Origin of the sequence: Eggerthella hominis (assembly GCF_014287365.1) — a bacterium.
GTDB lineage: Bacteria > Actinomycetota > Coriobacteriia > Coriobacteriales > Eggerthellaceae > Eggerthella > Eggerthella guodeyinii.
In genome coordinates this window covers 554,389-572,838 of the sequence record NZ_JACOOA010000001.1, presented here as the reverse complement: position 1 = coordinate 572,838, position 18,450 = coordinate 554,389, and the positions used below count along the sequence as shown (strand labels likewise).

Genomic DNA, 18,450 nt, shown 5'->3' with positions numbered 1-18,450 from the left:
AGTGTCATGAAGAGGAAACTGCAAGCGATGCGGGCGGGCGCGAGCCATGTCGAGGCGGTGCGCGAACGCTTCCCCGGCGTGCTGAAGGACGCCGCCTGGCAGGCCGAGGAGCAGGTGACCATCACGGTGGCCACCGACTCGCTGCCCGACGTCGTCGAATTCTTGTACTTCGGCCGCGGCGGCTGGCTGCCCATGATGGTGGGCAACGACGAGCGGCCCCTCAACGGGAAGTACGCGCTGTACTACGTGCTATCCATGGAAGAGGAGGACCCGTGCTTCTGCGTCGTGCGCGCCGAGGTGCCGGCCGACACGTGCGAGTTCCCGTCCGTCACGCCCCGCGTGCCGGCCTGCGTGTGGAGCGAGCGCGAGGTGCGCGACATGTTCGGCCTGCGCCCCGTGGGGCTGCCCGACGAGCGCCGGCTCGTGCTGCCGGACGATTGGCCCGACAACCTGTATCCGCTGCGCAAGGACTCGATGGACTACCGCAAGCGCCCCGCGCCGGTGTCGGACATGGAGAACTACTCGTTTTTGGCCGAGACCGACGGGCGCGAGACCACCGAGATGCCCATGGGGCCCCTGCACATCACCTCCGACGAGCCGGGCCACTTCCGCCTGTTCGTGGAGGGCGAGGAGATCGTCGACGCCGACTACCGCCTGTTCTACGTCCACCGCGGCATGGAGAAGGTGGCCGAGGCGCGCCTCGACTACGACGCCGTCACGTTTCTGGCCGACCGCATCTGCGGCATCTGCGGCTGCGCCCACTCGGTGGCCTACGCGGAGGCCGTGGAGAACGCGCAGGGCATCGCGGTGCCCGAGCGCGCCCAGTTCATCCGCGCCATCGTGCTGGAGGTGGAGCGGTTGCACTCGCACCTGCTGAACCTGGGCCTCGTGTGCCACTTCTGCGGCTTCGACACGGGCTTCCAGCACTTCTTCCGCGTGCGCGAGAAGTCCATGGACCTGGCCGAGCTGCTGACCGGCCACCGCAAGACCTACGGCCTCAACCTCATCGGCGGCGTGCGCCGCGACATCCTGGCCGAGCAGCACCTGGCCACGGTGAAGCTGGTGGGCGAGCTGCGCGCCGAGGTGCAGGGGCTCGTGGAGGAGCTCATGAGCACGCCGAACTTCCTGGCGCGCACCGAGGGCGTGGGCATGCTCGACCCGCGCGTCGCCCGCGCGTTCAGCCCCGTGGGGCCGTGCGTGCGCGGCAGCGGCTTCACGCGCGACGCCCGCTTCGACCACCCCTTCGACGGCTACAAGAGCCTGCAGGGAACGTTCAAGGCGCGCAGCCACGACGGCTGCGACGTGAAGAGCCGCACGCTCGTGCGCATCGAGGAGTTCCTCGACTCGCTCGACATGATCGAGACGCTCATGACGAACGCGCCGGCCGGCCCCATCCTCACCGAGGATTGGACGTACACGCCGCACAAGTTCGGCATCGGCGTGACCGAGGCGCCGCGCGGCGAGGACGTGCACTGGGCCATGACGGGCGACAACCAGAAGTGCTACCGCTGGAGGGCGAAGGCGGCCACGTACAGCAACTGGCCCGTGCTGCGCTACATGTTCCGCGGCAACACCATCTCGGACGCCGCGCTCATCGTGGGCAGCATCGACCCGTGCTACTCGTGCACCGACCGCGTGACCATCGTCGATGTGAACAAGAAGACGAGCCAGGTGCTGACGAAGAACCAGCTGGAGTCGTACTGCCGCCGCCGCACCCACTCTCCGCTGAAGGATTAGGGGGACGTGATGCTGAAGACGCTCAGGAACATCATCAAAACCGGCGACGCGACGGTCAAGTACCCCTTCGCGCCGCTCGAGACGACGCCCGACATGCGCGGCAAGCCCGAGCACGACCTGGAACGCTGCATCGCGTGCGCGGCGTGCGCCGTGGCCTGCCCGCCCAACGCCATCCAGATGGAGTCGGACACGCGTGCGGGTACGATCACCTGGTCCATCGACTACGGGCGCTGCATCTTCTGCGGCCGTTGCGAGGAGGTGTGCCCGCTCGAGGCCATCCGCCTGGGATCGGAGTTCGAGCTGGCGGTCATGCGCAAGGACGACCTCGTGGAAACGTGCACCTACCAGCTGCAGGCGTGCGCGGAGTGCGGCGCGTACTTCGCGCCGCGCAAGGAAGTGGATTACGCGGCCCGGCTGCTGGCCAGCATGGAGGGCTCGCCCGAGGCGGAGGAGGCGCTGAGCCTGGCGGGCACGTGCCCCGCCTGCAAGCGCCGCGCCGACGGCCTCGCGGCGAAACGTACGATCGATGCGCAGGGAGGACGGTCATGACGAACACGCATCTGGTGCCGGAGAGCCTGCAGCACCGTTTGGACAAGGTGGAGCTCGACGACACGATCGCGGCCGCGAAGGTGGCGCTCCTCAACGACATCAAGCGCTCGGTGTACATCTACCGCGTGGACTGCGGCGGCTGCAACGCCTGCGAGATCGAGATATTCGCCACGATCACGCCGGTGTTCGACGCCGAGCGCTTCGGCATCAAGAACATGGCCAGCCCGCGCCACGCCGACATCCTCGTGTACACGGGCGCGGTGACGCGCGCCATGCGCATGCCGGCCCTGCGCGCCTACGAGGCCGCGCCCGACCCGAAGCTCGTGGTGAGCTACGGCGCGTGCGGCTGCACGGGCGGCATCTTCCACGACAACTACTGCGTGTGGGGCGGCACCGACAAGCTGCTGCCGGTGGACGTGTACATCCCCGGCTGCCCGCCGTCGCCGGCGCAGACCATCTACGGGTTCGCCATCGCGCTGGGCCTGCTGGGCCAGAAGCTGCACGAGACGCACCTCGTGGAGGGCGCGGGCGAGCAGGCGCCGCTTCTGCACGCGAGCATCCCCTACAAGCTGCGCGCCGAGCTGGAGCGCGAGGCGCGGCGCATGGCGGGCTACCGCTACGGGCGCGACCTCGCAGACCGCTTCATGGAGGCGCTCGACGGGCAAGGCGGCGACGTGCTGGGCTCGCTCGACGCGCTCGTGGCCGGCGAGGCCGACCCGCGCAAGGCCGAGATATACGGCGACCTCAAGGACGTCGTGTGCGCGAAGGTGCTGGGGGTGCGACCGTGAGCGGGCCGTTCGCCGACCTGTTCGCCGACGCGCCGAACGCGGTGAGCGCCACGGGCTCGACGGTGGAGTTCCGCAAGCTCACCCGCAAGTTCGTGGACAGCGCCTCGTCCATTCCCGAGGAGTCGACCGACGTGCTGTACTACACGCTGGCCGTGGGGCACCACACGGGCGTCATCGACTGCTTCGAGCGGGCGCTGGCCATGCCGGTGGGCGCGTACGAGAAGATGGTGGCGCTCATGGACGACGAGGAGGCGCGCTTCAAGCTGGCCGGCGTGCTGCGCTTCGGCGAGATCGAGATCGACAAGTCGCACGTGGGCCTGCTGCTGCCGGCCGCGCGCGCGGCCTTGGCGGGCCTCGACGTGTTCAACGAGCCGGGCAAGACGAGCATCGCGCTCGACCCGTCCGAGGTGGGGCAGCTCATGGGGTTCGTCGACCTGCTGCTGGCGGTGCGCGACGAGCCCTCGGTGTACGCGATGGTGAGGAGGGTGGCATGAGCGGCGTGGTGCTGACCGCCGGCAGCGTGCTGCGCGGCGACGACGCGGCGGGGCCGATGCTGGCCAAGCTGCTGGAGGAGAATCCCGTCGAGGGTTGGGAGGTGGTGGACGGCGGCCAGACGCCCGAGGACGACCTCGCGGTGGTGCGCCGCTGCGCGCCCGAGCGCATCCTGTTCGTGGACGCCGCCCAGATGCGGCTGGCGCCCGGATCGATACGGCGGCTCGGGGCGGAGGACGTGGCCACGCAGTTCCTCATCACCACGCATTCCCTGCCCATCACCTTTCTGCTTGGCGAACTCGACCGCATCTGCGACAATGTGACGTTTCTCGGCATTCAGCTGCGATCGACCGAATTCTTCGATCCGCTGTCGTCGGAGGTGCGCGACGCCCTCGACGACGTGATGGGCTGCTTGCGGGACGGAGGCGATTTCACGCGGTACGCGGCCATGGGGAACTGAGACCCGGCGGCGCATCGCCGTCCGGACAACGCGCTTCAAAACATACGGCTGGAGGAAGGGACGAGATCATGGCAATGACGCAAGACGAGTTGAAGGCGCTCAAGCCCGACGCGCTGTCGCCGGCGGAGACCGAGGCGAAGGCCGAGGGGATCGGCTGCACGAAGGCGGAGATGGCGGGCGGCAAGTGCTTCGTGTCGGCCATCCTGGCCGGCGCGTTCATCGGGTTCGGCGCGACGTTCTTCTGCCTATTCCTGGGCGACACGACCATGCCGTTCGGCGTGCAGCGCCTCGTGGGCGGCATCTGCTTCTGCCTGGGCCTGTCGCTCGTGCTGTGCTGCGGCGCCGAGCTGTTCACCGGCAACGCGCTCATGCTGTGCGCGAAGGCGTCGGGGAGGATCTGCTGGGCGAAGCTGTTCAAGAACTGGGGCGTCGTGTGGGTGGGCAACCTCGTGGGCTCGCTGATCGCCGTGGCGCTCGTGTACCTCGCGAACACACAGGGCATGAACGGCGGCGCCGTGGGCGCGACGTTCGTCAGCGTGGCCGCCGGCAAGGTGGCGCTCGACGTGGTGCCGATGTTCTTCAAGGCCATCCTCTGCAACATCTTCGTGTGCCTGGCGGTGTGGATCGGGTTCTCGGCCCGCACGGTCACCGACAAGGTCATCGGCATCCTGCTGCCCATCTCGGCCTTCGTGGCCATCGGCTTCGAGCACAGCGTGGCCAACATGTTCTTCCTGCCCATGGGCCTGCTCATGAACGTGATGGGCGTGGGCGCGGCCGGCGCGGTCACCGTGGGCGGCGTGGCCTTCAACCTCGTGATCGTCACCCTCGGCAACATCGTGGGCGGCGGCCTGGTGGGGCTCGCGTACTGGTACATCTACCACAAGAAGCCCGAGACGAAGTAGGCTGCCGTGGACGCATGCATGACGGCGACGCGGCGGGATGCGGGGGAGGCGCGCGCGCTCGCGGGCGGGCGCGCCTCCGCGGAGGGATGCGGCCCCGGGCCCGGCGGCGAGTTCCGCGCCGAGCCCGACGCGGAGGGTGCGGCCTCGATGCGCGAGGTGGAGGCGCTGCTGGTGCGCGAGGACGGCTGCGTCCGGCGCACCGAGGTGGTGGCCGTGGAGATGCGGGTCGACCTCGCGGTGGACGGCGTCCCCTGGACGGCGGCGGCGTGCTCGCCGGGCGACCTCGAGGACTACGCCTACGGCGCGGCGTTCGCGGCGGGCCTCGTCGAAGAGGCGGGCGACGTGGCGGGCGTGGACGTGCGCTTCGCCGGAGGCACCGCCGCGATCGACGTGCGCCTGCGCGCGCCGCGGACGGCGCTTCCGCAGGCGGGAGGCCCGGCGCTGCCGGGATGCCTGCTGGACGCCGGCGCGGCGGCGCGCACGGCCGCCGGCGCGGCGCGCGCGTGCGCCCCGCTCGAGCCCGCGGCCGTGTGGCGCATGAGCCGCGCGCTGCTGCCCGCCCAGGGCATGCACCTGGCCACGGGCGCCACCCATGCGGCCGTGTTCGCCGACCGCTCGGGCGCGCCCGTGCTCATGCGCGAGGACGTGGGGCGCCACAACGCGGTGGACAAGCTCGTCGGCGCGCTCCTGCGCGCGGGGATCGACCCGCAGGACGGCTTCGCCTACCTGTCGAGCCGCTGCGCGCTCGAGCTGGTGGCGAAGCTGGCCCGGGCGGGCGTGCGCATCGTGGCCACCGTGTCGGCCCCGACGTCGGCCGTGCTCGACTTCGCCGAGCGGGAGGGCATCGCGCTGGCCGCCTTCGCGCGCGACGGACGCTTCACCGTGTACGCTCACCCCGAGCTCATCGCGCTGTAGGCGCGCGGGCGCGGGGCGCAGGGCGCGGCGCAACCGCTCGCCGCGGACGCTCCGCGGCGTGGAAAGGGAGGCATCATGGACAAGAAGGCCGAACGAGGGGAGTCCCTGCGGGCGCTGGACCGCCTGATGGAGGGCAACCGGCGCTACGTGGACGCCGTGCGCAACGACGCGGACATCTCGCGGCTCGTCCGCAAGCGCACGATGGTGGACGGGCAGCGCCCCTTCGCCATCGTGGTCACCTGCTCTGACTCGCGCGTGGTTCCCGAGCACATCTTCATGGCGGGCGTCGGCGACCTGTTCACCGTGCGGGTGGCGGGCAACGTGGTGGCCGACACGCAGCTGGCGAGCGTGGTGTACGCCGCGTCCCACGCGGGCGCGCGCCTCGTGCTGGTGCTGGGGCACACCTGCTGCGGCGCGGTGGGCGCGGCCATCGCGGGCGGCGCCGAGGGCTGCGTGGGCGCGGTCACCGACCTGGTGCGCTCCGCCATCGGCGACGAGCGGGACGATTACGCCGCCTGCGCCTTGAACGTGCGCGCGTCGGTGGACCGGCTGCTGCGGGACGCCGAGGTCCGCGCCCTCGTGGAGGGCGCGGGCGTGGAGGTGCTGGGCGGCGTGTACCGCCTCGACAGCGGGCGCGTGGAGCTTCTCGCGCCCGCCGCGCGGGAGGCGCGCCGCCCGGGGGAGGACTGATGCCCGCACGCGCGGCGTGCGCCATCGGCGCCGCGGCCGGCGGCGCCACCGTGGCGCTCGGCTGGGCGGTGGATCTGGCGGTGGCGACGTTCTACGCGCACGAGCGGCTCGTGTGGCTGCTGCCGGCGGCGGGACTCGCCACCTACGGGCTGTACCGCGCGCTGCGCCTGCCGTTCTCGCTGGGCACCTCCGACGTCATCGAGGCGGCCCGCGCCTCGCGGCCCGTTCCCCGGGCGCTCGCGCCGGCCATCTTCCTGGGCACGTGCTGCACGCTTCTGTGCGGCGGGTCGGTGGGCAAGGAGGCCGCGGCGCTGCAGCTGGGCGGCAGCGTCTCGTCGTGGCTGGGCCCTCTGCTGGGGCTGCGCGACGAGGGGCTCCAGGAAACCTGCATCATGTGCGGCATGGCGGCGGCGCTGTCCGCGGTGCTGCTGGCGCCGGTCGCCGCGGCCGTGTTCACCGTGGAGGTCATGCACCGCCGCCTCGCGTATCCCGCGCGCCTGACCGCGCCCGCGCTGTCGGCGCTCGTCGCGTTCGCGGTGGCGCGCGCGGCCGGCGCGCGCCTCGTGTCGCCGGCCGTCGCGGCGCTCGACGTGGCGGGCGCCTCGCCGCTCGCCGTCGTGGCGCTCGGCGTTGCCGCCGCGGTCGTCGCGGGCGCGTTCTGCGTGGCGCTGCGCGTGCTGCGCCGCTCCGTCGCGCGCCTCGACTCCGTGCCGCTCGTCATCGTGGTGGGCGGCGCGGCCGTGTCCATGCTGCTGGGCTTCACCGACCTGGCGCCCTACGGCGGCACGGGGGCGGTGCAGATCGACGCGGCGCTGGCCGGGGCCGCGCTGCCGCCCGAGGCCTTCCTCGCGAAGGCCGCGCTCACCCTGCTCGTGCTCGCCGCCGGGTTCAAGGGCGGCGAGATCATGCCGGTGCTGTGCGTCGGGGCGTGCCTCGGCTCGACGTTCGCCGCCACGAGCGGGCTCGACGGCGCGAGCTTCGCCGCGCTCGGCATGGTGGCCCTGTTCGCGGGCTGCTCGAACTGCCCGCTGGCCTCCGTCGCGCTGGGCGCCGAGCTGTTCGGCCTCGCGGCCGCGCCGGCCTGCGCGCTGGCGGCGGCGTGCGCGTTCGCGTGCTCGTACCGGTGCAGCCTGTACCAGTCGGCCGTGATCGCCTGGACTCCGCGCGGGCTGCTGCACGACCTCGTGACGAAAACCGCTCGCCGATCATGGAATTGACGATTGCGACGGGCGGCCGACATACGGTATCATTACTGCGTTGCTTCGCATTGGCACGACTTCTGCGCGGGTGCCATTTCTGCATGCGGGGCTGCGTTTCACCACCGCGCACCCCATTGCGTCCCGCATGCGCTTCTGCGCGCGTCCGGCGGCGCTGCTCCATCCATTCTGCATCGCAATCGAATATCGCGCAAGCTTACTATCGACTGGTATCGAAGGGGGCCACTATGACTGACTATCAGGCAATGTGGGAAGACTTGGGTATGGATCTGGAAACGCACGACCAGCTGTGCGCCGTGCTGCCGATGGCGTTCGGCGACACGTACCTCACGCAGGAGAACCGACCGGAAGGCATGGCGTTCTACGACTTCGTGGTGTCCGAGATCCACGGCGTGCGCCCGGCCGAGCTCATCGAGCTGCAGAAGCAGGGCGGCAAGGTGTTCGGCACGTTCTGCGTGTTCGTGCCCGACGAGGTGGTCGTCGCCTGCGGCGGCGCCGTCACCGGCCTGTGCGGCGGCTCGCAGTTCTGGGTGCCCGAAGGCGAGAAGGTGCTGCCGAGCGGCATCTGCCCGCTGATCAAGGCGTCGCTGGGCGCGCACTTCGGCAAGACCTGCCCGTACTTCAGCGTGGCGGATATGTACGTGGGCGAGACCACGTGCGACGGCAAGAAGAAGGCCTACGAGATCCTCGGGGCCGACAAGAAGACCTACGTCATGGACGTGCCGCAGATGAAGCGCGCCAAGGACATCGCGGCGTGGAAAGACGAGATCGCGCTGTTCGCCGACGAGGTGGAGGCCGAGACGGGCAAGGAGCTGACGGCCGAGAACCTGGCCGCCGCCATCCGCACCATCAACGAGAAGCGCCGCGCTCTGGCGCGCGTGTTCGAGGCCCGCAAGGCCGACCCGGTGCCCATCAGCGGCAAGGACGCCCTGCTCATGATGCAGATCGCGTTCTTCGACGACCCGGTGCGCTGCGCCGAGATGGCCAACAAGCTGGCCGACGAGCTGGAGGAGCGCATCGAGCGCGGCGAGGGCGTGGTGCCGGCCGGCACGAAGCGCATCCTGATCACGGGCACGCCGCTGGCCATCCCGAACTGGAAGCTGCACCACCTCATCGAGACGAGCGGCGCCGTGGTGGTGTGCGAGGAGATGTGCACGGGCACGCGCTACTTCGAGAACGAGGTGGACGAGGGCGCCGACACGCTCGACGGCATGTTCCAGGCGCTGTCCGAGCGCTACATGAAGAACAACTGCGCGTGCTTCACGCCGAACCCGGGCCGCATCGAGGACGTGGTGCGCATGGCGAAGGAGTACCAGGTGGACGGCGTGATCGACGCGAACCTCAAGTTCTGCACGCTCTACGACGTGGAGAAGGGCTCGCTGGCCGACGCGCTGGCCGAGGAGGGCATCCCGTGCCTGGGCCTCGAGACGGACTACGCCGACAACGACGCCGAGCAGCTGCGCACGCGCATCGGCGCGTTCGTCGAGATGCTGGACGCGTAGGGCCGAAGCCGTGCAACGAGACGCTGCCGATACGGTGAACGAGGACGCGCGGCCCGTGGATTGCTATATCCTGTTCTCGAGTCACACCGACGGCTGGCGTCTGTACGAAGCGGCGCGCGACGCGGGGTGCACGGTGCGCATATCGCCCACGCCCCGCGCAGCGCGCGCATCCTGCGGGGTGTCGCTGCTCGCGTCGTGCGACGACGTGGAGCGGATCGAGCGCCTCGCGCAGGAGGAGGGCATCCCGCTCGAAGGGGTCGCCCGGCTGCCGCGCCAGCTCAACGCGCGGCGCGATACGTTTTGCTGACGAGCGCGCCCCGCCTTCGCGCGGGGCGCGCGACGACGAAGGAAGAAGGGATCGCGATGGAGCAGATCGACGCACGGGGCCAGGCGTGCCCGCTGCCCGTGGTGCGCGCCAAGAAGGCGCTCGCGGCCATGGAAGAGGGCGTGCTCGAGGTGCTCGTGGACAACAGGATCGCGGTGCACAACCTCGAGGCGCTGGCCAAGACGCTCAAGGTGGAAGCGGTCAGCGACGAGCGCGGCGAGGCCGCGTTCGCGGTGACGTTCGCGAAGGGCGCGACGGCAGGCGACGGGACCGCCGCCGGAGCGGATGCGGCCGCCGCCGTGTGCCCGGCCGTCCAGGCGGCGCCGACGGGCGGCGTCGTGGCGGTCATCCCGTCCGAGTTCATGGGCTCGGGCGACGACGAGCTGGGCGCGGTGCTCATGAAGGGCTTCGTGTTCGCCCTCACGCAGCTCGACGAGCTGCCGGCGACGGTGCTCATGTACAACGGCGGCGTGAAGCTGGCGTGCGCCGGCTCCTCGTCGCTCGACGACCTGCGCGCGCTGGCCGAGGCCGGCGTGGAGATCATGAGCTGCGGCACGTGCCTGAACCATTACGGCCTGGCCGATCGGCTGGAAGTGGGCGAGGCCACGAACATGTACGTGATCGTGGACAAGCAGGCGAACGCGCGCGGGATCATCCGCCCGTAGGGCGGGCGGCGCGCGAGACTAAGGACCGTACAGCTATGATCTACTTCGACAACGCGGCCACCACCGCCGCCAAGCCGCCTGCGGTGGCCGAGGCGGTGGCGCGCGCCATCAACGGGTTCGGCGGCGTGGGCCGCGGCGTGCACGAGGCGTCCCTCGACGCGGGCTACGCCGTGTTCCGGGCGCGCCAGCAGCTCGCGCGCCTGCTGGGCGCCGGCGACCCCTCGCGGGTGGCCTTCGCCAGCAATGCCACCGAGGCGCTGAACACGGCCGTGAACGGGCTCGTGCGGCCGGGCGACAAGCTGGTGACCACGGCCGCGTCGCACAACTCGGTGCTGCGCCCGCTGTACCGCGCGGTGGACGAGCGCGGCTGCGAGCTGGCCGTGGTGCCGCACGATGCGCGCGGCGCGCTCGACTACGAGGCGCTCGACGCGGCGCTCGAGCCGGACGTGCGCCTCGCGGTCGTCACCCACGCGTCGAACCTGACGGGCGACGTGTACGACGTCGCGCGCATCGCCCGCATGTGCCGCGAGCGCGGCGTGCTGCTGCTGGTGGACGCCGCCCAGACGGCCGGCGTCGTGCCCATCGACATGGGGCGCGACGGGCTCGACCTCGTGGCGTTCACGGGGCACAAGAGCCTGTACGGCCCGCAGGGCACGGGCGGCCTCGCGGTTGCCGAGGGCGTGGACGTGGAGCCGCTCAAGGTGGGCGGCTCAGGGACGCACAGCTACGACCGACGCCATCCCGCGCGCATGCCCGAGCGCCTGGAAGCGGGCACGCTCAACGCCCACGGCATCGCCGGCTTGGGCGCGGGGCTCGCCTACCTCGAGGAGCGCGGCGTCGAGCAGACGGGAGCGCGGGTGCGGGCCCTGGCCGAGCGCTTCGAGCGCGGCGTGGCCGGCATCGAGGGCGTGCGGGTGCTGGGAGGCGGCGGCGACGCCGGACGCTGCGGCATCGTGGCGCTCAACGTGGGCGAGCTGGACTCCGCGGCGGTGGGCGACGCGCTCAACGCCGAGTTCGGCATCTGCACGCGCGCCGGCGCCCACTGCGCGCCGCTCATGCACGAGGCGCTGGGCACGCAGGACCAGGGCGCCGTGCGGTTCAGCTTCAGCAGCTTCAACGACGAGGACGAGGTGGACGCCGGCATCGCCGCGGTGGCCGCCATCGCCGAGGAGGCCTGAGCCGTGCGGGAGAAGACGCCGAAGGCCGTGGTGACGTTCGCGTCCACGAGCGACGCGATGGCCGTGGAGGCCGCCGCCCGCGAGACGGGCTTCCCGGGCAGGATGATCCCCATCCCGTCCGAGATATCCGCCGGCTGCGGCCTCGCCTGGTGCGTCCCGGCCGAGGAGCGGCGCGCGCTGCTGGACGCCCTCGAGAGCGGCGGCCTGGCATACGAGGCCGTGCACGAGGTGGGGCTGTACTAGGCGCCCCGCCACGTGGCGCGGAGGGGGATGGGCGTGCCGTGCGACTCGCCCGCGCCGATGGGACGACCTGCGGGTTCTCTCATCGGCGCGGATACGCCGCACGACAGGCACGCTCTCCTCCGCGCCAAGAGAAAAGACGAAAGGACCTCACCCATGCCTTCTATCGGCATCGACATAGGAAGCACGGCGGCGAAGGCTGCGGTGCTCGAGGGCGGCGAGCTCGTCGCGACGTTCGTGTGCCCGACGGGGTTCAGCAGCGTGGACGCGGCCGAGCGCCTGGCTGAGCAGCTGCGCGCCCGGGGCTTCGACGCGCTCGACGCGCCCTGCACAGCCACCGGCTACGGGCGCGTGGCCGTGCCCTACGCGAACCGCGTGGTCACCGAGATCACCTGCCACGGCAAGGGCGCCGGTTTCCTGTTCGGCGGCGAGGGCACCGTGGTGGACGTGGGCGGCCAGGACACGAAGGTCATCGTGCTGCGCGGCGGCAAGGTGGTGAAGTTCGCGATGAACGACAAGTGCTCGGCCGGCACGGGCAAGTTCCTCGAGGTCATGGCGAACCGCCTCGGCGTCAGCCAGGAGGAGCTCGCGCGCCTCGCGCGCGCCGGCGCGCCCACGTCCATCTCGTCCATGTGCACGGTGTTCGCGGAGTCCGAGGTCATCAGCCTCATCGGCACGGGCACGCCCCGCGAGGACATCGCGTACGGCGTGATCGAGTCGGTGGTGGAGCGGGTGTCGGTGCTCGTGGCGCAGGGCAAGGGCGCGCCCTTCTACCTGACGGGCGGCCTGTGCGAGAACGAGTACTTCATCGAGCGCTTGGGAGCGCGCCTCGGCTCGCCCGTGGCCACCGACGCGCGGGCGCGCTTCGCCGGCGCGGTGGGCGCGGCGCTGCTGGCGGCGGAGGGGGAGGATCGCCGTGACGGATAGCGGGCTGCCGCGCACGTTCGAGGACTTCAACGAGGCGCGCAAGCGCGGCTTTTTGGCCGCGAAGGAGTACAAGGAGCAGGGCGGCAAGCTGGCGGGGTGTTTGTGCTCGTACACGCCGCTCGAGGTGATCGACGCCGCCGGCATGGCGGCCATCGGCCTGTGCGGCATGAGCGACGAGGCCATCCCCGACGCCGAGACCGTTCTGCCGAAGAACCTGTGCCCGCTCATCAAGGGCACCTACGGCTTCGCGCTGACCGAGAAGTGCCCGTACACCTACTTCTCCGACATCATCGTGGGCGAGACCACCTGCGACGGCAAGAAGAAGATGTACGAGCTGCTGGCCGACCTCAAGGACGTGCACGTGCTGCACCTGCCCCAGAGCCAGGCGCGCTCCTACGCCGCCGACATTTGGCACGAGGAGGTGAAGCTGCTCGCGGAAGAGCTCGAGCGCCGCTTCGGCGCGCGCATCACCGACGAGAAGCTGCGGGCCGCGGCGCGCCTGCGCAACCGCTACCGACGCGCGCTCGTGCGGCTCTACGAGCTGCAGCTGAACGACCCGCCCGCCGTGCATGGCGTGGAGCTCATGAGCACGCTGCTGGCCAGCACGTTCAGCTTCGACGTGGAGGCCTTCGTCGAGCGGCTCGAGGCGCTGGCGGACGAGCGCGAGCGCGCCTACGCGGCGGGCGAGCGCCCCGTGAGCGCCTCGGCCAAGCGCATCCTGCTCACGGGCTGCCCGTCGGGCGGCGTCATCAACAAGGTGGGCAAGGTGATCGAAGAGCACGGCGGCGTCATCGTGTGCCTCGACGACTGCTCGGGCGAGAGGGCGAACCGCCTGCTCGTCGACGAGGACGCCGACGACATCCTGCGCGCCATCGCCGATCGCTACCTCGCCATCAACTGCTCGGTCATGACGCCGAACGGGGCCCGCATCGACAACGCGGTGGACCTGGCCCGCGCCTACCGCGCCGACGGCGTGGTGGAGGTGGTGCTGCAGGCGTGCCACACGTTCAACGTGGAGTCCGCCCGCGTGCAGCGTCGCATGGAGGACGAGGGCATCCCGTACCTCAAGCTGGAGACCGACTACTCCCCGGGGGACAGCGGCCAGGTGGGAACCAGGCTGGCCGCGTTCATCGAGATGCTGTAGCGCTTTTTCTTGGCGAATCCGCCTAACGTCCCAAAAGGGGCCAGGCCCCTTTTGGGACGTTTTCACGCGCGCATCGCGATGGTGCCGCTCGTTCCCTCCCGCACGCTGCCGATTCTCGCGGGCTTCCTGCCGGCCGCCTTCTCGAACGCCGCCGCGAACGCAGCGGCCTCCTCGGGCGCCACGGCCACCAGCAGGCCGCCCGACGTCTGCGGGTCGCAGAGCACGCCCATGCGGTTCTCGAACTCCTCGTCGTCGAGCGCGCCCTGCTCCACGAAGGCGCGCGCCCAGTCCACGATGCCGAACGTCTTGGCGGGGCGGCAGAAGTCGCAGGAGTACCGGTAGGCGCCCTCGAACAGGGGCAGGTCCTCCCAGACGAGCTCGGCCGAGGCGCCGGAGGCGTCGAGCATCTCGTGGAGGTGGCCCGCCAGCCCGAAGCCCGTCACGTCGGTGGCGGCGTGCACGTGCACGCACGCCATGGCCTCGGCGCCCGCCTTGTTGAGCTCCATCATGGAGTCGATGACGGGGCGCATGCCCTCGTCGTCCTCGAACCCGGCGCGGAACGCCGAGTTCATGAGCCCCGAGCCGATGGCCTTCGTGTAGAACAGCGCGTCGCCCGGCAGCGCGCCGCCGTTGCGGACGATGCGGTCGGGGTGCACGGTGCCGAACACCGACAGCCCGTACTTGGGCTCGTCGTCCTCGATGGAATGGCCGCCCACCACGAACGCGCCGGCCTCGGCCACCTTGTCGGCGCCGCCGCGCAGCACGGCACCCACCACGTCGGTTCCCAGGCTGCACGGGAAGGCGAGGATGTTGAGCGCGGTCAGCGGCTTCGCGCCCATGGCGAACACGTCGGACAGCGCGTTGGCCGCGGCGATGGCGCCGAACTCGTAGGGATCGTCCACCACCGGCGTGAAGAAGTCGAGCGTCAGCACGGCTGCCGTCTCGTCGTCCAAGCGGTACACGGCGGCGTCGTCGGACGTGTCGAAGCCCAGCAGCAGGTCGGCGTCGGGAGGCGGCGCGATGTCCTTCAGTATCTCTTCGAGGTCGCCCGGACCCCACTTCGCCGCTCAACCGCCCTTCTCGGTGAGGTGGGTGAGGCGTATGCGCTCGGTCTCGCTCATGGACGTTCCTTCCGCACGGAACACGATTGGTTGCTGCCAGCCAGTATAGCAGTCCCGCGCTCCCTCCGAGCGCCCTGCCGCCGACGCGTTATCCAGGCCGTTCGTCGATACCGCACCGCGGTGGCAAACGCACCGTCTACCGGAGACGGGTCGCCGTCCGCCACGGGAAAGCGACCGCTCGCTCGGGCGCTTTTCCCGTCGAGTGACGCTTACCGAATATTCCACGAGGGAATCAAGGGAGTTTGCGCATAAAACGACCCATATCATCAGAAACTAATTACGTCGGATCTGGGCGCGCTTGCTAAGATCGCGATGGTCGGGCGGTGGAGGGCTGCCGTCCCGGCACAGCATGCAATCGGGCACCACGAGCAGGACGACGTCTCCCATGCCCTCGGCGACGTTCTCCCGCTGGTCTCGGGCATGATTCTCAACGGACGAGAAGGAAGGAGAACGAGGACATGAACCTGTCACGCAGGGGCTTCTTCAAAGCCACCGGCGCAGCGTTCGCCGCCACCATGGCGTTCGAGCTGTCCTCACAGTCGGAGGCGCTGGCCGTCGAGCCTGCCGCCGACTGGAAGCTTGTCAACACGGAGGAGTACACGAACATCTGCTGCTACTGCTCGGGCGGATGCGGCGTGATATGCTCCACCCGCGACGGCGAGCTGGTGAACATCGAAGGCGATCCTGACCACCCCATCAACCAGGGCGGCCTGTGCCCGAAGGGCGCCACGATGTTCCAGCTGCGCAACGTGGTGGATCCCGCCACGCGCGAGGTGATCAAGAACCCGAACCGCCGGACCAAGCCGATGGTGCGCCGTCCCGGCGCCTCCGAGTGGGAGGACATCACCTGGGACGACGCCGTCGCCGAGATCGCGAAGTGGGTCAAGAAGACCCGCGACGAGACGTTCGAGACGGTGGCCAACGGCATCACGGTGAACCGGTGCCACGGCATCGCCAGCTTGGGCGGCAGCCAGCAGAACTCCGAGGAAGAGTACCTCATCAACAAGATGATGCGCTCGTTAGGGGTGATAGCCATCGACAACCAGGCTCGTGTTTGACACAGCCCCACGGTTGCCGGTCTGGCAGCAACGTTCGGTCGCGGTTCCATGACGAACCACTATTGCGACATGCAGAACGCCGACGTCATCATGACGATCGGCTCCAACAACGTCGAGAACCATCCCGTGTCCTCCAAGTGGGTGCAGAAGGCGCTCGACAACGGCGCGACGTGGATCGTCGTCGACCCGCGCTACACGCGCTCGGCCGAGATGGCGGACATCTACTGCCCCATCCGCTCGGGCACCGACATCGCCTTCTACGGCGGCCTGTTCAACTACATCATCGAGCACGACCTGTGGCAGCACGAGTACGTGCTGAACTACACGAACGCGTCCTACCTGCTCAACGAGGAGTACTCCTTCGACGTCGAGACGGGCATCTTCTCGGGCTTCGACAAAGACAGCGCCACCTATGACGCGAAGACCTGGCACTACCAGGTGGAGTCCACGAAGGAATGGGACACCTCCGAGGGCGGCGCCTACGCCTGGGCCGCGGCCGAGGGCGTTCCCGCGTTCACGCCTCCCACCGTCGAGGTGCCGAAGCGCGACATGACCCTGCAGGACCCGATGTGCGTGTTCCAGCAGATGAAGAAGCACTACTCCCGCTACGACCTGGACGCCGTGTCCAGCGTGTGCGGCATGGACAAGGACCTGCTGGAGAAGGTGTACGCCACCTACGCGTCCACGGGCGCTCCCGACAAGTCCGGCACCATCCTGTACGCCCTCGGCCAGACGCAGCACACCTACGGCGCGCAGAACTGCCGCTCCATGGGCATCCTGCAGCTCTTGCTGGGCAACGTCGGCGTGGCCGGCGGCGGCGTGAACGCGCTGCGCGGCGAGCCGAACGTGCAGGGCGCCACCGACATGGGCATGCTCGTGGCGAACCAGCCCGGGTACCTGAACTGGCCCACCGAGTACGGCACCCCGTCTCTGCGCAAATGGTGCGAGAAGGAGACGTATGCGGACGGCTACTACACCAACAAGCCGAAGTTCATCGTCTCCGCGCTCAAGGAGTGGTTCGGCGACGCGGCCACGGTGGACAACGACTACGGCTACGACTGGTGGCCGAAGGTGCCGAAGAGCCCCGACTACTCCATCATCGGCTCGTTCGAGCTCATGAGCCAGGGCGTCATCAAAGGCTACTTCAACTGGGGCATGAACCCTTGCCACTCGGCGCCGAACGCGAGCAACGTGCGCCGCGCCATGGCGAACCTCGACTGGCTCGTGGTGGCCGACTGGGTGGAGACGGAATCCGCCACCTTCTGGAAAGCCCCCGACATGAACGCCGCCGACGTCGACACCACGGTGTACTTCCTGCCCGCGGCGCTCATCTACGAGAAGCCCGGCACCATCCTGAACTCCGGCCGTTGGCTGCAGTGGCGCTACCAGGCCGTCGAGCCCTGGGATGAGGCCAAGCCCGACTACGAGATCTGCGACGTGCTGTGGAAGGCCATCGTGGATCTGTACGAGAAGGAGAAGGGCGTGGCGCCCGAGCCCATCGTGAACACGAAGTGGGACTACTACGTGGACGGCAAGATCGACCCCCGCCCCGTGGCCTGGGCCCTCAACGGCTACAACTATGCCGAGGGCGGCTTCGAGAACGGCGCCCCCGACCTGCTGAGTACGTTCGCGAACCTCAAGGCCGACGGCTCCACGGCCTGCGGCATGTGGATCTACACCGGCTTCTGGGCCAACAACGACGCGCCGCTCGACCCGGCCGAGCAGGCCATCGGCAGCCGCGTCACCGACGACCCGTCGGGGCTCGGCCTGCATCCCAAGTGGTCGTACGCCTGGCCGCTCAACCGCCGCATCATCTACAACCGCGCCTCGGCCGACCTCGAGGGCAAGCCCTGGAACCCGAACCGGGTGCTCGTGGAGTGGACGGGCGAGAAGTGGGTGCAGAACGACGTCGGCGACTTCGTGGCCGTGTCCAACGGCACGCCGGTGCCCCCGAACAACAAGGCGTTCATGATGCTGTGGGAGCAGAACGCGCGCCTCGAGAGCTACGGCATGGGCGACGGGCCGCTGCCCGAGCACTACGAGCCCTTCGAGAGCCCGGCCGACAACCAGATGAACGGCAGGCAGAACTCGCCGTGCGTCCGCTTCGCCGAGTTCGAGTCGGTCAAGCGCGGCGACCGCAGCCAGTACCCCATCGCGGTGACCACCTACTCGGTCACCGAGCACTGGCAGACCGGCGGCCAGACCCGCACGTGCCCCGCGCTCAACGAGGCCATGCCCGAGCAGTTCGTCGAGGTGTCGCTCGAGCTGGCTGCCGAGAAGGGCATCGAGAACGGCGAGCGCGTCCGCGTGTTCAACAACCGCGGCTCGGTGGAGGTCATGGCGCTGGTGACGCCGCGCTTCAAGCCGTTCAAGGTGAACGGCGAGACGGTGCACCAGGTGGGCATGACGCACCACTTCGGCTGGGCCGGCGATTTCGCCACGGGCGACATCGTCAACGACCTTCCGCCGAACGTGGGCGACCCGAACTGCTGGGTGCCCGAGTACAAGGCGTTCCTGGTCGACATCGAGAAGGCATAGGA

General features: G+C 69.8%; 18 protein-coding genes. 17 read left to right on the top strand and 1 reads right to left on the bottom strand.

Annotation, left to right across the window (positions count from 1 at the left end):
* The first annotated feature begins 6 nt into the window (after positions 1-6).
* The 16 genes from H8S61_RS02540 to H8S61_RS02465 all read left to right on the top strand — a co-directional run bounded on the left by H8S61_RS02540 (position 7) and on the right by H8S61_RS02465 (position 13,731).
* Positions 7-1,737, top strand: coding sequence for a hydrogenase large subunit (locus tag H8S61_RS02540; RefSeq protein WP_160942432.1), 1,731 nt, complete (start codon positions 7-9; stop codon positions 1,735-1,737).
* 9 nt (positions 1,738-1,746) lie between these two features.
* Positions 1,747-2,286 (top strand): formate hydrogenlyase complex iron-sulfur subunit, encoded by a 540-nt coding sequence (locus H8S61_RS02535; protein ID WP_160942527.1) that lies wholly within the window; start codon positions 1,747-1,749, stop codon positions 2,284-2,286.
* The gene (locus H8S61_RS02530) at positions 2,283-3,074 is read left to right on the top strand and encodes an NADH-quinone oxidoreductase subunit B family protein (protein WP_186937852.1); all 792 of its coding nucleotides are present in this window, start codon (positions 2,283-2,285) and stop codon (positions 3,072-3,074) included. The genes H8S61_RS02535 and H8S61_RS02530 overlap by 4 nt, the downstream gene beginning before the upstream one ends.
* Positions 3,044-3,568 (top strand): formate hydrogenlyase maturation HycH family protein, encoded by a 525-nt coding sequence (locus H8S61_RS02525; protein WP_218958848.1) that lies wholly within the window; start codon positions 3,044-3,046, stop codon positions 3,566-3,568. The genes H8S61_RS02530 and H8S61_RS02525 overlap by 31 nt, the downstream gene beginning before the upstream one ends.
* The gene (locus H8S61_RS02520) at positions 3,565-4,026 is read left to right on the top strand and encodes a hydrogenase 3 maturation endopeptidase HyCI (RefSeq protein ID WP_160942434.1); all 462 of its coding nucleotides are present in this window, start codon (positions 3,565-3,567) and stop codon (positions 4,024-4,026) included. The genes H8S61_RS02525 and H8S61_RS02520 overlap by 4 nt, the downstream gene beginning before the upstream one ends.
* 68 nt (positions 4,027-4,094) lie before the next feature.
* Complete coding sequence (locus H8S61_RS02515) at positions 4,095-4,928, top strand: formate/nitrite transporter family protein (protein ID WP_244977509.1); 834 nt, start codon at positions 4,095-4,097, stop codon at positions 4,926-4,928.
* Between the two features lie 18 nt (positions 4,929-4,946).
* A complete protein-coding gene (gene fdhD / locus H8S61_RS02510) occupies positions 4,947-5,843 on the top strand; it encodes a formate dehydrogenase accessory sulfurtransferase FdhD (protein ID WP_186937851.1) in 897 nt (298 codons plus the stop codon).
* A 75-nt stretch (positions 5,844-5,918) separates the two neighbouring features.
* On the top strand, positions 5,919-6,533 hold the full coding sequence (locus H8S61_RS02505; RefSeq protein WP_186937850.1) for a carbonic anhydrase: 615 nt from the start codon (positions 5,919-5,921) through the stop codon (positions 6,531-6,533).
* Positions 6,533-7,750, top strand: coding sequence for a chloride channel protein (locus H8S61_RS02500; protein WP_186937849.1), 1,218 nt, complete (start codon positions 6,533-6,535; stop codon positions 7,748-7,750). Before H8S61_RS02505 ends, H8S61_RS02500 begins: the two co-directional genes overlap by 1 nt.
* A gap of 227 nt (positions 7,751-7,977) precedes the next feature.
* On the top strand, positions 7,978-9,252 hold the full coding sequence (locus tag H8S61_RS02495) for a double-cubane-cluster-containing anaerobic reductase (protein WP_160942438.1): 1,275 nt from the start codon (positions 7,978-7,980) through the stop codon (positions 9,250-9,252).
* Between the two features lie 10 nt (positions 9,253-9,262).
* Complete coding sequence (locus tag H8S61_RS02490) at positions 9,263-9,559, top strand: putative Se/S carrier protein (RefSeq protein ID WP_160942439.1); 297 nt, start codon at positions 9,263-9,265, stop codon at positions 9,557-9,559.
* Between the two features lie 56 nt (positions 9,560-9,615).
* On the top strand, positions 9,616-10,242 hold the full coding sequence (yedF, locus tag H8S61_RS02485) for a sulfurtransferase-like selenium metabolism protein YedF (protein ID WP_186937848.1): 627 nt from the start codon (positions 9,616-9,618) through the stop codon (positions 10,240-10,242).
* Between the two features lie 35 nt (positions 10,243-10,277).
* A complete protein-coding gene (locus tag H8S61_RS02480) occupies positions 10,278-11,420 on the top strand; it encodes an aminotransferase class V-fold PLP-dependent enzyme (protein ID WP_186937847.1) in 1,143 nt (380 codons plus the stop codon).
* 3 nt (positions 11,421-11,423) lie between these two features.
* Positions 11,424-11,663: a putative Se/S carrier protein gene (locus H8S61_RS02475; RefSeq protein ID WP_186937846.1), complete on the top strand. Its 240-nt coding sequence runs from the start codon at positions 11,424-11,426 to the stop codon at positions 11,661-11,663.
* 153 nt (positions 11,664-11,816) lie between these two features.
* Complete coding sequence (locus tag H8S61_RS02470; RefSeq protein ID WP_154332045.1) at positions 11,817-12,587, top strand: acyl-CoA dehydratase activase; 771 nt, start codon at positions 11,817-11,819, stop codon at positions 12,585-12,587.
* Positions 12,577-13,731 (top strand): double-cubane-cluster-containing anaerobic reductase, encoded by a 1,155-nt coding sequence (locus tag H8S61_RS02465; protein WP_186937845.1) that lies wholly within the window; start codon positions 12,577-12,579, stop codon positions 13,729-13,731. The genes H8S61_RS02470 and H8S61_RS02465 overlap by 11 nt, the downstream gene beginning before the upstream one ends.
* A gap of 62 nt (positions 13,732-13,793) precedes the next feature.
* Here H8S61_RS02465 and selD read toward each other — a convergent pair whose 3' ends face one another.
* Entirely contained in the window at positions 13,794-14,852 is a 1,059-nt protein-coding gene (gene selD, locus H8S61_RS02460) for a selenide, water dikinase SelD (protein WP_186937844.1), read from the bottom strand.
* Positions 14,853-15,310: 458 nt separating this feature from the next.
* Here selD and H8S61_RS02455 point away from each other — a divergent pair, with 458 nt between their 5' ends.
* Positions 15,311-18,448 (top strand): molybdopterin-dependent oxidoreductase, encoded by a 3,138-nt coding sequence (locus tag H8S61_RS02455; protein ID WP_186937843.1) that lies wholly within the window; start codon positions 15,311-15,313, stop codon positions 18,446-18,448.
* Positions 18,449-18,450: the final 2 nt, after the last annotated feature.

What these genes read in the sequence shown, in the direction of transcription:
- H8S61_RS02540 (WP_160942432.1), top strand. Translation starts at nt 7, where the DNA reads ATGAAGAGGAAACTGCAAGCGATGCGGGCGGGCGCGAGCCATGTCGAG.
- H8S61_RS02535 (WP_160942527.1), top strand. Translation starts at nt 1,747, where the DNA reads ATGCTGAAGACGCTCAGGAACATCATCAAAACCGGCGACGCGACGGTC.
- H8S61_RS02530 (WP_186937852.1), top strand. Translation starts at nt 2,283, where the DNA reads ATGACGAACACGCATCTGGTGCCGGAGAGCCTGCAGCACCGTTTGGAC.
- H8S61_RS02520 (WP_160942434.1), top strand. Translation starts at nt 3,565, where the DNA reads ATGAGCGGCGTGGTGCTGACCGCCGGCAGCGTGCTGCGCGGCGACGAC.
- H8S61_RS02515 (WP_244977509.1), top strand. Translation starts at nt 4,095, where the DNA reads ATGGCAATGACGCAAGACGAGTTGAAGGCGCTCAAGCCCGACGCGCTG.
- fdhD (WP_186937851.1), top strand. Translation starts at nt 4,947, where the DNA reads ATGACGGCGACGCGGCGGGATGCGGGGGAGGCGCGCGCGCTCGCGGGC.
- H8S61_RS02505 (WP_186937850.1), top strand. Translation starts at nt 5,919, where the DNA reads ATGGACAAGAAGGCCGAACGAGGGGAGTCCCTGCGGGCGCTGGACCGC.
- H8S61_RS02500 (WP_186937849.1), top strand. Translation starts at nt 6,533, where the DNA reads ATGCCCGCACGCGCGGCGTGCGCCATCGGCGCCGCGGCCGGCGGCGCC.
- H8S61_RS02495 (WP_160942438.1), top strand. Translation starts at nt 7,978, where the DNA reads ATGACTGACTATCAGGCAATGTGGGAAGACTTGGGTATGGATCTGGAA.
- yedF (WP_186937848.1), top strand. Translation starts at nt 9,616, where the DNA reads ATGGAGCAGATCGACGCACGGGGCCAGGCGTGCCCGCTGCCCGTGGTG.
- H8S61_RS02480 (WP_186937847.1), top strand. Translation starts at nt 10,278, where the DNA reads ATGATCTACTTCGACAACGCGGCCACCACCGCCGCCAAGCCGCCTGCG.
- H8S61_RS02470 (WP_154332045.1), top strand. Translation starts at nt 11,817, where the DNA reads ATGCCTTCTATCGGCATCGACATAGGAAGCACGGCGGCGAAGGCTGCG.